The following is a 13,087-nucleotide window of genomic DNA, read 5'->3' as shown; positions in this document are numbered from 1 at the left end:
CCCTGCTTAAACCATCAGCAATGAGATTTGAACGATGGCCAGATACGGGCCAACAGAGAAATAACCAGTACTGTCGACAGCGTGCACAGGCTTAACACCAGTGGCGCATAAGCTCCCAACATCATCAACTGACCCGCAGCTGCGGTGCCAAGTGAGCCCGCAGTAATTTTCATTGCACCCACCCAGACAAAGACCTGCCCCCGGCAGGATGGTGGGGAGTATTCACTGCGTGCGGCAAGCGTGGCGGCGAAAAAAGCGGCATTAAGCACCCCGGTTATGAAGAAGCAGAAAAACACGGGTAAAAAACTGCTGACCACCAGAATGGAAAGCAGGCCTGCGACAATCAGCCCTCCGGAGCTCAGCATCAGCCTGTCGGGTTCACCTCTCAGTGGGATAACCATCAGGCATACCGATCCCGCCAGATTACCCGCTCCGTAGGCCACGGTAAGAAAAGCGGCTGTGGCTGCTGGAACACCAAGAACATCAGCCATACTCACCGCAACAACCGGCAGGACGGCGACAGCAAAGGCGACGGCCATCGTCAGGTACAGTGTCCTGCACAGCGGTGTGTGCCGGATCATCATACTCATCGTTGTGATGGCACCGGCAACCTCTGTAGGCTTGCCGCTGTGTGTAACCGGCGAAACCGGTAGCCGCATGATAAAGAAAGCAGCGAAAACAGTACCAACGGCCAGAAGGTAAAACGCCGCAGAAGGCGAAGCCCAGGCGGATATGGCGGCAACAGCAGAGGGACCCAGCGTGCCACCGAAACCGTAGGTTGCCACATCAAGACCCTGAGCCCGGCGCTGACTTGGCTGGTCCGGCCCTGCCATGGCAGGCAGGAAAGCACTGATCCCACCTGTCAGGAGTGGGCCACAGAGTCCTGCGGCGATAAGAAGCAATGCCGTCAAAAGTAAAGGGACGTGGCCGAAAGTCACTGTCATAATCCCTGTAATAAAGGCATACGTCAGGCAGGCCATCGCAATGACCCTGCGCCCGTCGCTGGCGGTATCGATCCTGCGGGCAATAAACGGCCCCAGCATATGTGGGAGGGTAATGCAGGCAGCCATCCACCCCGTCACTGTGTAATACTGTTCAGATGACTGGCACAGTAAGATCACTGCCAGCACCCCGCCGCCATCCGCAATGCGTGCCAGCATCGCGGCACAGGCATAGCGGACAAGACCTGCCTTAACAGGCGCGTTTGTACACTGAAGGGTCGTCATGAAGATTATTGCCTGGCCAGGTTTCAGGAGGACCGCCAGAGTGCCGGTCCTGTCGGTGGGTTACTTCAGCTCCAGCGCGGTGATCACTCGGGCAATATCCGCGATATCGCCCGCTGACAGCGGTTGCAGAGGACGAGGCAGGCAATCCGTATCGGTCAGTCCAAGCACACCAGCGGCAGCGGCAATCACACGAATACTCCCGCCATGTTTACGGAACAGCGCCCACAGCGGTTCCAGTCGGGTTGTCAATGCCATAACACGAGCGTGATCCCCTGCTGCTGCTGCCTCGGTGATCTGCTTTGCGGTTTGCGGGAACAGACCGCCACACACAGAGTACCAGACCTCGCAGCCTGCATTTAATCCCAGTCCGGCATACATATCGCCACTGATACCGATTGTCACTCCCGGGCAAAGATGTTGGCGTAGCGCATTCACCCGCTCAGCGGCCGCTGCCGGGCTATCCGGGACGCCAGGGATCTTAACCGAACGAACCCCCGCCAGTGATGAGAGACGACCGTGCAGTTCATCCGTAAAGGTAAAATGTGTGGTACCCGGATTATCGTAGACACAGACCGGAACAGACGCATGCCGGGTCACCGCCTCAAAAAGCGCGAAGACCTCTTCATCACGAAGTGACTGGTAACTGACCGCCGGGAGCAACAGAGCATCTGCGCCTGCTGCCTGCGCATCATCAACCAGATGCAGGATGGCATCGGTGCTGACTGCCCCCACGCACACCATCACAGGGATATCTCCGGCAAGCTGTTTAGCCAGAGTCGCGATGCGATTGCGCTGCTCCCGGGTCAGATACGCGTAGCTTCCGGTTGAACCCAGAATGCCCAGAGAATCAACACGGGCCGCGGTCAGGCGGGCCAGAATCTTACTGAACCCCTGTTCGTCGACGCCGCTGGCGGTGACGGGAGTTAGCGGAAAAGCAGACAAGCCGGTGAACATTGTGTTTCTCCTGAATGATATTACTGGTATTGCTCTTCGATAAGAGCCACCTCAAACCACAGACCGGGCATCATTTTTTCAAGGCCATCGGTCAGCATCTTCCCGGCTTCATGAAGCTTCTCCAGTGGCATCTGCGGCAGACTCTCCAGAATGAACCACATTTGCTGAGCTTCCACATCCAGGCGGGTTCTGACCCCCTGTCGCCAGTTCCAGCGACGGCAGGTCACGCCTGCATCATCGCACCAGATAACCTCACCTTGCGACGGGTATTCAATGGCGGTCTCACCGTCTTTGACGGTATCAAAAGGCTCGGTTCCTTTTGCCACAACCAGACGCGGTGAACCCTGATAGGCAGCGATATTCTCTCCCCCCACAGGAACGGCATAGCGGAGGCTAACGGCGTTATAGAGATCAACGATGGGATCGAGTGCGGGCATCGTACTGTCACGTAATACGCGCTTACGTAAGGCATCCGCTGAACATGGTGTGCGTTTCGGTTTAGCACCAAACGTCTGGAAAACCTCAGCCCAGGCGACCAGATGAGATTCAGCCCATTCAGGTTCGCCAGCCAGAACCGCTTCACAGGCTTCCAGCAGTACCGTTTCCCCTATACCAGGGTTCAGAATCGGCGCGGCTTTTACGCAGATACTGAGTGCCCGAAAGCCGGGAGCGATACGATAGATTTCTGGGGCAATTGACGGAGAGACTGTTAACACGTGATAATCCTGTTATGACCAATTTATTCCATGATAATGACCGATGACTAAGAAAGTCAATTTAATGACCGATGCTAATGCGATAGCCAGCACCGTAAATGAAGCCGTCTCTCAGCGGATTAAGCTGTATCGCAAGCAAAAGAAAATATCCCTCGATGAACTCTCCCGTCGGGCGGGCGTCAGCAAGGGCGCGCTGGTTGAGATTGAGGGATGCCGGGCGAACCCCAGCATTGCCCTGTTATGCCGCCTCGCTGCCGCGATGGGTGTTTCGGTGGCTGACTTTGTGGATGTCAGCGCCAAACCGACCGTACATCTCATTGCTGAAGATGAGATCCCTCAATTGTGGGAAGGCGAAAAAGGCGGAAGAGCAAGGTTGCTTGCCGGATCCGGTGGCCCTGATATGACCGAGCTCTGGATGTGGGAAATGCAGCCAGGGGAAAAATTTGCTTCACCTGGTCACCCGGAAGGAACGCTTGAATTGTTTTATGTACAAACTGGCACTCTCACACTCGGCGTACATGATCACCTGTATCTGGTGAAGGCTGGCTGCTCGGCAACGGCCAGAACAGACGTTCCTCATTTCTATGAAAATCGGGGGGAGAACCCATTGGTATTTATCATGACAGTACATGAAAGAGCATCCTGAGTGCTCCCCGGTTTAGTGGTCAGCCCTGCTGTCTCATCGCGAGTCAGTCCTGAAGGAGAAGTTCAGTGAATAATCAGCACCTGCGATTTACCAAAGACAAATTTACTGTCACAACCGATCCCGCTTTTTTTCAGCTGGAAGCCATTCACGATTACCTCTCCCAATCGTCCTGGGCTCCAGACATTGATGCCGAAACGGTAAGGTTATCCGTCCAGAACAGCCTTTGCTTTGCACTTTTGGATGGAACAAGGCAAATCGGCTTCGCCCGTCTGGTCACAGACTATGCTACTTTTGGTTATTTGTGCGATGTCTACGTGTTAAACGATTATCAGAAAAGTGGTCTTGGTCGTTGGCTGATTGAATGCTGTCACGCACATCCATTGATGTCACGTCTGCGACGAATAATGCTGGTAACCGACAGTGCGCCTTGGCTATATCAGAAACTGGGGTATAACCCTTTGAACCGGCCAGATTTTGTCTGGCAGATCAATCGACCAGACATTTATCGTAAACCCGGGAAAAACTAAGAATACTTTTCAGAAAGCAAAGACAAATGTTGATCCGCAGGGCAAATACCTCTGATGCAGAAGAGCTTGCCATTTTAGCTGAACGAACCTTCAGAAAGACTTTCCAGGATGGGAATACTCAGGAGGATATGGAACTTCACTGCCAGGCAAGCTATTCAACACATATCCAGTTGAAAGAGATCCTCAGACAAGACTGGGTTACATTAGTCTGTGAACACGAGAGCAAATTGATTGGGTATGCCCAACTGAGGTGGGAAGAGTTTCCTCCCTGTGTCAATAGCATTCACGCCGGGGAAATCCTGTGTCTATATGTTGATGCTCCCTATCATGGTAGAGGATTTGCGCAAGAACTTATGCGGATGTGCTTTGCTGAATTTGAGGCAAAGGGATCGGATGTTGTCTGGTTAGGCGTCTGGGAACATAACCCAAGGGCAATTTCTTTTTATCATAAGCTTGGGTTTACCGAGGTGGGTGAGCATATCTTCCAGGTTGGGTCAGATCCGCAGAGAGATATCATTATGAAACGTTCAACTGGCGTTCGCTGAATAAACATCATGACGTCCGCTTTTGGCACAAAACGGACTGTCATTGTCACGCATTTTGTCAGCGGTCAGTTAATCCAGTCTCCCGGCGTGAGGTCAGGCAACTGCTCAAACGCTCTACTATTGTCGTTACCAGTACGATGCCGGCACCAATGGTATGCCCAGCGGTCGCAGGGCCATTCAGGCCAATCGGCGTCCGGCGTCGGTAAAACATATTTAACAAACTCGTGGTGATGTGGTTTGTCAGGTGCAGAATTGTTATGGGCACAGTTACAGGACAATTAGATCGAAGCCACTGAATCACACAAACAGCCTTATAACAAGCTGCACGCCAAGCAAGGAATCCGAGCAACTCTATCACTGGCCGCTAGGTAGACGTCTAGCGATCACCCGAATCTTAGCGATATTGGGCTATAAGGCATTCAGTAAGAGCGCCATCAGGCCTTTTCACGGAATGCTATACCTCCAGTCCGGCGCGGAACTGGCCCCACTTCAGCACCGAGTTCACCCCAATTGACAGGAACGGCTCTGGCGGGGTTCTGTTCGGGCCCGGCGAGGCCACCAGGAAATCGATCAGCTCGTTGCGCTCCCCGGCGATCATATCCGCCAGCAGTTTGCCGGTGGCGGTACCGCGGGTGATCCCCAGACCGTTACAACACAGCGCGCCATAGACGTTTGGTGCCAGCTGGCCGAAGAAGCCTTCGTGATTGTCTGACAGGCAGATGGCCCCGCTCCAGGAGTATTCGAAATCAACCTTATTCAGCATCGGGAAGCGGCGCTCGAACGATTTACGATGGGTCTCAATATTGTGCTTCAGCTGTTTTTCACGCGGGCGACCGTCGGGATGGAAGCTAAAGCTGTTGCGCATCAGGATGCGATTATCAACCGTGCGGCGCACGGTGCTGCCAAACGGATGCGCCGGAATAACGCCCCACACCGGCTTACCGCCAAGCTGCGCCTGCTCTTCGGAGGTCAACGGACGGGTCAGGCTGCCATAGAGGAAGGTCGGCAGCAGGCGACCGCGCAGAAAACCAAAGTGCGCAGCAAAGGCGTTGTTCGCCAGGATCAGCGTGTCGGCGGTGATGCTGCCGTGGTCATGCACCAGCGTCACTTTGTCGCCATAGTCGATGGACGTGATCGGCGTATTTTCATACAGGGTCACGTTAGAGGGCAGGCTGTCCGCCAGTCCTTTCACCAGCGCCGAGGGCTGGAGCAGAATGGTGCCCGGAATGTAGAGCGCCTGCTGGTAGTATGAGGTGCCGATATGGTCCGGCAGATCCTTCCCGGGGATCATCTCCGCGTGACGGCCAATTTTTTCCAACCCGCTGCGGTAAGCCTCGAGAATGGCGATCCCCTTTTCCCCCACCGCGGCCTGATATTTGCCGGAATCGCTCATCTGACATTCAATGCCGTGCTCCTTCACAATATCACGCAGGTAGTTCTGCCCGAGGGTGTTGAGCTTGAGGATCAGATTCGCGGTGGTGACATCACCGATATAGTCCTTCGCCCCGATATCGTGCGGGACATCAATGGCGAAACCGGCGTTGCGCCCGGAGGAGCCGTAGCCCACGTCCTGCGCCTCAACCAGCACCACTTCATCATCCGGGAAGTTTAGCGCCAGCTGGCGGGCCGCGGCCAGCCCGGTTAATCCGGCTCCGACTATCGCCCAGCGGGCATGCTTTTGCCCGACGTGAGCAGGACGCGGGGTACGCGGTTGACTGGTGTGATACCAACCCGGCAGGGCGTCGTCAGCAGGTAGAGAAGTGATCTTTTGCACGTGGGTTACTCCGGTAAGTAGCGTTGAATCAATGTTAGCCATCCCGAGAAAATGTGTATGTGATGTATATCTCATGTATACATCAAGTATAAAAATAGTTGCGAGAATGATAAAAAAGGCATACAAAGCCCGGCGCAGCGGGCGTCAGAGAAGAAATACGAATGGGGAAAGGAGGCCTGTCAGCGGGTGCCAGCAGGCCTTAGCGAGATGCGATCAGCGGTTATCCCCCTCCGGGAAAGGGGCGAAGTTATCGGCTTTCAGCCCCTGGGGCGCGATAAAGATCTCCATGTTTTCCCGCGACAGTTCCCAGTGCTCAAACACCAGATCGACCACCGCCTGTTCGTCACGCGCCTCGATGGCAGCGATAAAGGCATCGTGATGATCCGCAGCCAGCTGTAAACGGCGCTCCATGTCCTCGTTTTGCGGCCGGAAGAAGGTATGTCCGATGCGACAGTGGTCGATCAGCAAACGCCCCAGGCTCGGCTGCAGATAAGGGTTGGCCGCCATCTCGCCCATGATCTCGTGAAAACGGTTGTTCTCCAGCGCCAGCGCTTCGGCATCGCGGGTTTGCACCGCCTTACGAAAGCGTTTCTGGGTCTCTTTCAGCGCCTTAAGCTGCGCCGGTTTGTAATGCTGCACCGCAAGGCGTCCGGTGGCGGCATAGATCATCGGTGCCACCAGGAAGAAATTACGCAGCGTCGAGTGGCTCATCGGGATCACCCGTACGCCGCGTTTTTCCACAATCTCAAGATACCCTTCCCCCGCCAGGCGCTGGAATACTTCACGCACCGGCGTACGGGAGAGACCGTACTGCGCGGTCAGCGCGGCTTCATCCAGCAGCTCGTCCGGATCCAGCTCCATGGTGAGAATATGTCGTTTGAGATCCTCATACAGCGCTACCTTTCCCGTTCTCATTGCCGCCTCCTGAAAATCGACCTGTGATGCTTAACTATGATGTTGCTTAACCTACAGATAAAGATGTGCAACAGCAAAATTATCAGCCACAGCAATCATGCTCTGCGCATCTCGCTGGCAGTCTGATAGATCAGCCTCAGGAGGGGCTCCGGATCCCGGTCCGGGGGATGGCGCAGGATCTCCCCACGCAGCCAGACAATTTCACTGCCGGCAACGTGGCGAAATGACCGCATTTGCCCGGCATTTTTTAGCCACTTCATGATAAAGGCATTTTTCTGGCGGTTTGAGCCAATGCGTCCCTGCTTTCTCGACAGGCCAACCGCCACCAGAAGACAGAAATAGAAATGGATTCTCTCTTCCAGACCGTTAAAAACGGCTTCAGGCGTCGTCTTCAGAGAGATCAATCCACAGGGTCTTCAGTTCGGTGTACTGGTCGAGGGCGAAGACAGATTTATCGCGCCCGCCAAAGCCCGACTGCTTGTAGCCACCAAACGGCGTGGTGGCGTCACCTTCCCCGAAGCAGTTCACCGTCACCGTACCGGCACGAATGGCGCGCGAGACGCGAATGGCCCGGTTCAGCCTGCTGGTGTAGACCGACGCGGCCAGACCGTATTCTGTATCGTTGGCCAGCGCAATGGCCTCGGCTTCGGTTTTAAAGGTGGTGACGCACAGCACCGGGCCGAAGATCTCCTCCCGGAACAGCGCGCTCTCCGGCGTCACGCCGTCGATAATGGTCGGCTGGACATAAACGCCCTGCTCAGTATCGCCGCCCTGCACCATCCGCAGCCCCTCCTGGCGGGCGGTGTCGAGATAGCCACTCACCTTGCTGAAATGCTCCGTCGAGACCATCGCCCCCAGTCGGTTGTTGGGATCGAGCGGATTGCCCATCGGCCAGTCGCCGATCTGTTTTGCCATCTCGGCCAGCAGCGCCTCTTTGACATTTTCCTGCACCAGCAGGCGCGAGGTGGCTGAACAGTTCTCGCCCATATTCCAGAATGCGCCGTTCAGCACGTGGCCAGCCACGGCCGCCAGATCCCCCGCATCGTCAAAGACGACAGCCGGGTTTTTACCGCCGCACTCCAGCACCACCTTCTTGAGGTTGGACTCTGCCGCATAGTGCAGGAAGCGCCGTCCGGTAGCGGTGGAGCCGGTAAAGCTCACCATGTCGATATCCGGGTGCAGGCCAATCGGCTCTCCGACGGCTTTGCCGGTGCCGGTGACGATATTTAGCACGCCCGCCGGGATGCCTGCCTCAAAGGCCAGTTCTGCGACGCGCAGCGCGGTGAGCGAGGTCTGCTCCGCCGGTTTGACGATTACCGAGCAGCCAGCCGCCAGCGCCGGGCCAATTTTCCAGGCCAGCATCAGCAGCGGGAAGTTCCACGGCAGAACGCAGCCCACCACGCCAATCGGCTCGCGCACCACCAGCGCCATCGCGCTGTTACCCACCGGGGCGGTATGGTCGTAGAGTTTGTCGATGGCTTCGGCGTGCCACTTGAGCACGTGGATGGTTTCGGGCACGTCCACCGCCAGGCATTCGCTGACCGGTTTGCCGCTGTCGAGGCTCTCCAGCACCGCCAGCTGGTCGATCTCCTGCGCCATCAGCGCCGCCAGTTTCAGCAGCACAGCTTTACGTTCGCCCGGTGCCCGCTTGCTCCAGCCTCCGGCCTCGAACGCGCTGCGCGCCCCCGCCACCGCCGCGTTGACGTCGGTGACGTCGCAGGCGGCGATGTAGCCAATCGTCTCCCCGGTGGCTGGGTTGGTGGTCGCCAGGGTCTTGCCGGAGCGCGCGGCCACGAAGCGCCCGTTGATAAAGGCCTGGCTCGCCAGGGAGAGCTCCCGGGCGATGGCCGTTACGTCATCCAGGGTATGCAGCTGACTCATATCGCCTCCTTACAGCGCCGCAGCGACGTTGCGTTTCACATCGGCAATCACCGCTTTCAGCTGCGCTTTCTCTTCATCATTCAGATCCTGCAGCGGCGCACGCACCGTGCCGGAGGTCAGACCGTTCAGCTCGCAGCCGTAACGGATCGACTGCACGAACTTGCCGCCGTCGAGGTAGTTCATCAGCGGCATCATCGCAGCCATGATCTTGCGGCCTTTGGCAAAGTCTTTCTCCACCACGCAGGCTTCATACAGCGCCACGTGCTCACGCGGAATAAAGTTGGAACCGGCGCAGACCCAGCTTTGCGCGCCCCAGGCGAAGAACTCGAGAGCCTGATCGTCCCAGCCGCAGGAGAGCGCGATATTCGGGAACTTGCAGGCCAGCAGGTGCAGATTGTTGAAATCGCCGGAGCTCTCTTTGATGGCGACCACGTTCGACGAGCGGCTCACTTCGCGGAAGTAGGTCTCGCCCATGGTGATGCCCATGCGGCCCGGGTAGTTGTAGAGCATGATCGGCAGCTGGGCGGCTTTATCCACGGCTAGCGCGTGATGGGCGTTTTCCAGCTCGGTCGGCAGGGCGTACGGCGGCGAGGTTACCAGGATAGCATCGGCTTTATGCTCACGGGCATGTCTGGCGTAGTCCACCGCATCTTCAGTACGGATTGCGCCGGTGCCGACAATCAGCGGCAGGCGGGAGCCAATCACCTGGCGGGCGTGTTCTACCAGCGCTTTACGCTCTTCCGGGCTCTGGGCGTAGTATTCGCCGGTAGAGCCACCGATGATGATGCCGTGAACGCGGGCCTCGATCAGCGACTCCAGCACGTCGGAAAAGCGCGCAAAATCAATGCTGCCATCGGCTGCGTAAGGGGTAATTGCCGGGGTGTAGATACCTTCAAATGTCAACACGATAACCTCCAGGGGGAATTCACGACCATCACAGTCTGCTACGCAAGCCTGATGCACTGCGTTTGTTAAAAATTTGCACAGGGGGAGGTAAAAGGTCAACGAGTGAATATTTTTTGTATACAAGAAAAATACAACATAAATACGTATTAACAGAAGATTTTGACAAACATGAAAAATTTAAACATTAAAAATCAATAAAATAAATGCATTATTTTATCGTAGTAATTTTCTATATGATTTCCGATAGCGATCACATTCCCGAATTATCACCCGCTGATACGTATTTACAGCACCTTTCCGGCGGCATAGTTTTAATGCTGCAGTTAACCAGAATTTAACAAAGCGGCGCTCCGGAAGCCCGGGTTGTGACCAGAATGTAAACAGAGGTACAGGATATGCCCCATAAGAAAGCGACACTCATTGGCCTGATCGCCATCCTGCTCTGGAGCGCGATTGTCGGCCTGATCAAAAGCGTGAGCGAAGGCTTTGGCCCGGTGGGCGGGGCGGCGTTGATCTATTCCTGTAGCGCGGTGCTGCTGCTGTTTACCATCGGCTTTCCGAAGATCCAAAAGTTCCCGCTGAGCTATCTCATCATCGGCAGCGTGCTGTTCGTTTGCTATGAGCTGTGCCTGTCGCTGTCGCTGGGCTTTACCCATACCGGTCGTCAGGCGATTGAAGTGGGGATGGTGAATTATCTCTGGCCGAGCATGACCATTTTACTGGCGGTGATCGTTAACCGGCAGAAAACCAGTCCGTTAATTATTCCCGGGGTGATTTTAGCCATCGTCGGAATAGGCCGGGTATTAGGCGGCGATGGTGGATTTTCGCTGACGGAGATGATGAACAACGTTATGGATAATCCGTTAAGTTACGGGCTGGCATTCAGCGGGGCGGTGATCTGGGCTATTTATTGCGTAGTCACCCAGCGTATCGCTCAGGGAAATAACGGTATCACCTTGTTCTTTATCTTAACGGCGCTGACGCTGTGGGTGAAATATCACACCTCGCCCCAGCCGGAATTTACTCTGTCGTGGCACGCATGGATCAGCCTGATGCTGGCGGCAATGGCGATGGGCTTTGGCTATGCCGCCTGGAACGTCGGGATCCTGCACGGCAACGTTACGGTGCTGGCGGCGGCGTCGTACTTTATTCCTATCATCTCAGCGGTGCTGGCTGCCTTTATGCTGGATTCGCACCTGACCCTGGCCTTCTGGCAGGGCACGGCGATGGTCAGCCTCGGATCGCTGATCTGCTGGTGGTCGACGCGCACGGTTGCCGTAAAACGATTATCTGACGAAGCATCTTAAAAATAACAGGCACAGTAACAATATAATAATTATAAATAACATCTTATCCGACCATCCTGCAGCGGAGGAGTATTTGCCATGAATTACGCGAAATAACGCACGCTCTTATTTAACGCTTGAACCTTCTTAGACCTATATTTATTCCGTAATCGATGATTAATGGAAAGCGGTTTCGCTCGGCCTGAATAAACATTCATCGCTAATGATGTTTATTCCTGCTGTGACCCATTAATTCAACGATATCGGGGAAAGACAGGAGTTACCATGTCAAATACCGTTTCTGTTGAAGACGTACCACTCAACCGCTTTCACCGTCTGCTAACCGTTCGCTCAGGCGGCGGCTCCTTCGTCGATGGCTATGTGCTGAGCATTATCGGCATCGCCATGATGAAGGTCTCCCCGGCCCTGGGGCTGACCGCCTTCTGGGAAGGGCTGATTGCCGCCTCGGCGCTGATCGGCATCTTCTTTGGCGGCTTTATCGGCGGTGCCCTCACCGACCGGCTGGGCAGACGGATGCTCTATTTCGTCGGTCCGACGTTGTTTGTGGTCTGCTCCGTGGCGCAATACTGGGTGCAGAGCGGCGAAATGCTGTTTGCCCTGCGCTTTTTAAACGGCGTGGCTGTAGGTATTGAGTACCCGGTGGCGACCGCCTTTCTGGTGGAGTTTCTGCCGAAGAAAAACCGCGGGCCGTGCCTGGCGACCCTCACCATCCTGTGGTTTGCCGGTGCCGCTGCGGCCTATATGATCGGCGAAGCGCTGCTGCACTTTGGCGGCCCGGATGCGTGGCGTCTGACCCTGGCGAGCACCGCAGTGATTGGTGCCCTGCTGTTCCTGGTGCGTCTCGGCACCCCGGAATCCCCGCGCTGGCTGATCAGCAAAGGCCGTCACGCAGAAGCCGAAGCGATTATTCGCAAGGTGTATGGCCCTGACTTTGGCCTGGGCAACCTGCCGGAGCAGGCGGAAAGCAAAAACCTCTCCTTCTTCAACCTTCTGCACTCAGGTTACGGTAAACGCATGGCGTTCGTGACCATCTTCTGGACCTGCTCGGTGATCCCGGTGTTCGCGGTGTATGCCTTTGCGCCGAAAGTGCTGGACGCCCTGCACCTGAGCGGCAAATGGGCCTCCTACGGTTCCGTCGCCATTACCCTGCTGTTCGTGGTCGGCTGCATTATTGCCACCCGACTGGTGAACACCCTTGGACGCCGCAAACTGCTGCTGCAAAGCTTCCTCTGGTCGGGGCTGGCGCTGCTGCTGCTGGGCCTGCTGCGTGACGGGCCGTCGATGATTATTCTGCTGATGTTTGGTGCCTATGCGCTGTTTATCGGTGGGGCGCAGGTGCTGCAGCTGGTCTACCCGAACGAGATCTTCCCAACGGAGATCCGTGCCGGTGCCGTAGGTGTGGGGACTTCGCTGTCGCGCATTGGCGCTGCGGTCGGCACCTGGTTGGTACCCGCCTCGCTACAGAGCCTGGGTATTGGCACCACTATGTATATCGCCGCGGCGATCACCTTTGTGGGACTGGCCGTCTCCTGGTGGCTGGCACCGGAAACCAATGCCCGCAGCCTTGCCGATGCGGCTTCGCTGGATGACACCCGGTCACCAAAAGCGAGTGTGCCGGGGTCGATGGCGAAGCGGCACATGCTGTAACTTTCGTAAAAAGAACGCCGGCTGGCGCTGCGCTTACCCGGCC

General features: G+C 56.1%; 13 protein-coding genes. 5 read left to right on the top strand and 8 right to left on the bottom strand.

The annotated features are described in order from the left end of the window. Window positions 1-14: 14 nt before the first annotated feature. The 3 genes from ACQG1Y_RS10635 to ACQG1Y_RS10625 are packed head-to-tail and all read right to left on the bottom strand — an operon-like array spanning window position 15 to window position 2,896. Window positions 15-1,226 (bottom strand): MFS transporter, encoded by a 1,212-nt coding sequence (locus ACQG1Y_RS10635; RefSeq protein WP_368740536.1) that lies wholly within the window; start codon window positions 1,224-1,226, stop codon window positions 15-17. A 60-nt stretch (window positions 1,227-1,286) separates the two neighbouring features. Then, window positions 1,287-2,180 carry a dihydrodipicolinate synthase family protein gene (locus ACQG1Y_RS10630; protein ID WP_048229290.1) on the bottom strand — a complete coding sequence of 298 codons (894 nt, stop codon included), beginning with the start codon at window positions 2,178-2,180 and terminating at the stop codon, window positions 1,287-1,289. Window positions 2,181-2,200: 20 nt separating this feature from the next. Next, window positions 2,201-2,896 carry a B3/B4 domain-containing protein gene (locus tag ACQG1Y_RS10625; RefSeq protein ID WP_048229289.1) on the bottom strand — a complete coding sequence of 232 codons (696 nt, stop codon included), beginning with the start codon at window positions 2,894-2,896 and terminating at the stop codon, window positions 2,201-2,203. 43 nt (window positions 2,897-2,939) lie between these two features. On the opposite strand from ACQG1Y_RS10625, the gene ACQG1Y_RS10620 reads away from it, so the two are divergent. The 3 genes from ACQG1Y_RS10620 (at window position 2,940) to ACQG1Y_RS10610 (ending at window position 4,614) form a co-directional block, all read left to right on the top strand. Further along, entirely contained in the window at window positions 2,940-3,542 is a 603-nt protein-coding gene (locus ACQG1Y_RS10620) for a helix-turn-helix domain-containing protein (protein ID WP_048229287.1), read from the top strand. 65 nt (window positions 3,543-3,607) lie between these two features. Then, window positions 3,608-4,069, top strand: coding sequence for a GNAT family N-acetyltransferase (locus tag ACQG1Y_RS10615; protein ID WP_048229285.1), 462 nt, complete (start codon window positions 3,608-3,610; stop codon window positions 4,067-4,069). 26 nt (window positions 4,070-4,095) lie between these two features. Beyond that, entirely contained in the window at window positions 4,096-4,614 is a 519-nt protein-coding gene (locus ACQG1Y_RS10610) for a GNAT family N-acetyltransferase (RefSeq protein ID WP_058688860.1), read from the top strand. A 454-nt stretch (window positions 4,615-5,068) separates the two neighbouring features. Here ACQG1Y_RS10610 and ACQG1Y_RS10605 read toward each other — a convergent pair whose 3' ends face one another. From ACQG1Y_RS10605 to ACQG1Y_RS10585, 5 genes are all read right to left on the bottom strand, one after another. After that, complete coding sequence (locus tag ACQG1Y_RS10605; protein WP_063135107.1) at window positions 5,069-6,388, bottom strand: NAD(P)/FAD-dependent oxidoreductase; 1,320 nt, start codon at window positions 6,386-6,388, stop codon at window positions 5,069-5,071. 213 nt (window positions 6,389-6,601) lie between these two features. Continuing rightward, window positions 6,602-7,303 carry a GntR family transcriptional regulator gene (locus ACQG1Y_RS10600; protein WP_032707853.1) on the bottom strand — a complete coding sequence of 234 codons (702 nt, stop codon included), beginning with the start codon at window positions 7,301-7,303 and terminating at the stop codon, window positions 6,602-6,604. Between the two features lie 95 nt (window positions 7,304-7,398). After that, a complete protein-coding gene (locus ACQG1Y_RS10595) occupies window positions 7,399-7,707 on the bottom strand; it encodes a hypothetical protein (RefSeq protein ID WP_225561461.1) in 309 nt (102 codons plus the stop codon). After that, window positions 7,682-9,184 carry an aldehyde dehydrogenase gene (locus tag ACQG1Y_RS10590; RefSeq protein WP_063138410.1) on the bottom strand — a complete coding sequence of 501 codons (1,503 nt, stop codon included), beginning with the start codon at window positions 9,182-9,184 and terminating at the stop codon, window positions 7,682-7,684. Before ACQG1Y_RS10590 ends, ACQG1Y_RS10595 begins: the two co-directional genes overlap by 26 nt. A gap of 9 nt (window positions 9,185-9,193) precedes the next feature. Beyond that, entirely contained in the window at window positions 9,194-10,090 is an 897-nt protein-coding gene (locus ACQG1Y_RS10585; RefSeq protein WP_114503531.1) for a dihydrodipicolinate synthase family protein, read from the bottom strand. A 395-nt stretch (window positions 10,091-10,485) separates the two neighbouring features. Here ACQG1Y_RS10585 and yddG point away from each other — a divergent pair, with 395 nt between their 5' ends. Next, the gene (yddG, locus tag ACQG1Y_RS10580) at window positions 10,486-11,397 is read left to right on the top strand and encodes an aromatic amino acid DMT transporter YddG (protein WP_063135105.1); all 912 of its coding nucleotides are present in this window, start codon (window positions 10,486-10,488) and stop codon (window positions 11,395-11,397) included. Between the two features lie 264 nt (window positions 11,398-11,661). After that, window positions 11,662-13,044, top strand: a complete 1,383-nt coding sequence (locus ACQG1Y_RS10575; protein WP_368740535.1) for an MFS transporter — start codon at window positions 11,662-11,664, stop codon at window positions 13,042-13,044. Window positions 13,045-13,087 lie beyond the last annotated feature (43 nt).

The organism is Enterobacter cloacae complex sp. 397G4 (assembly GCF_050031515.1).
GTDB classification, from domain to species: domain Bacteria; phylum Pseudomonadota; class Gammaproteobacteria; order Enterobacterales; family Enterobacteriaceae; genus Enterobacter; species Enterobacter hormaechei_C.
Note: the sequence above shows the minus strand (reverse complement) of the source record. Positions and strands in the feature narration are given on the sequence as shown.

What these genes read in the sequence shown, in the direction of transcription:
- yddG (WP_063135105.1), top strand. Translation starts at nt 10,486, where the DNA reads ATGCCCCATAAGAAAGCGACACTCATTGGCCTGATCGCCATCCTGCTC.
- ACQG1Y_RS10620 (WP_048229287.1), top strand. Translation starts at nt 2,940, where the DNA reads ATGACTAAGAAAGTCAATTTAATGACCGATGCTAATGCGATAGCCAGC.
- ACQG1Y_RS10600 (WP_032707853.1), bottom strand. Translation starts at nt 7,303, where the DNA reads ATGAGAACGGGAAAGGTAGCGCTGTATGAGGATCTCAAACGACATATT.
- ACQG1Y_RS10635 (WP_368740536.1), bottom strand. Translation starts at nt 1,226, where the DNA reads ATGACGACCCTTCAGTGTACAAACGCGCCTGTTAAGGCAGGTCTTGTC.
- ACQG1Y_RS10630 (WP_048229290.1), bottom strand. Translation starts at nt 2,180, where the DNA reads ATGTTCACCGGCTTGTCTGCTTTTCCGCTAACTCCCGTCACCGCCAGC.
- ACQG1Y_RS10575 (WP_368740535.1), top strand. Translation starts at nt 11,662, where the DNA reads ATGTCAAATACCGTTTCTGTTGAAGACGTACCACTCAACCGCTTTCAC.
- ACQG1Y_RS10590 (WP_063138410.1), bottom strand. Translation starts at nt 9,184, where the DNA reads ATGAGTCAGCTGCATACCCTGGATGACGTAACGGCCATCGCCCGGGAG.
- ACQG1Y_RS10610 (WP_058688860.1), top strand. Translation starts at nt 4,096, where the DNA reads ATGTTGATCCGCAGGGCAAATACCTCTGATGCAGAAGAGCTTGCCATT.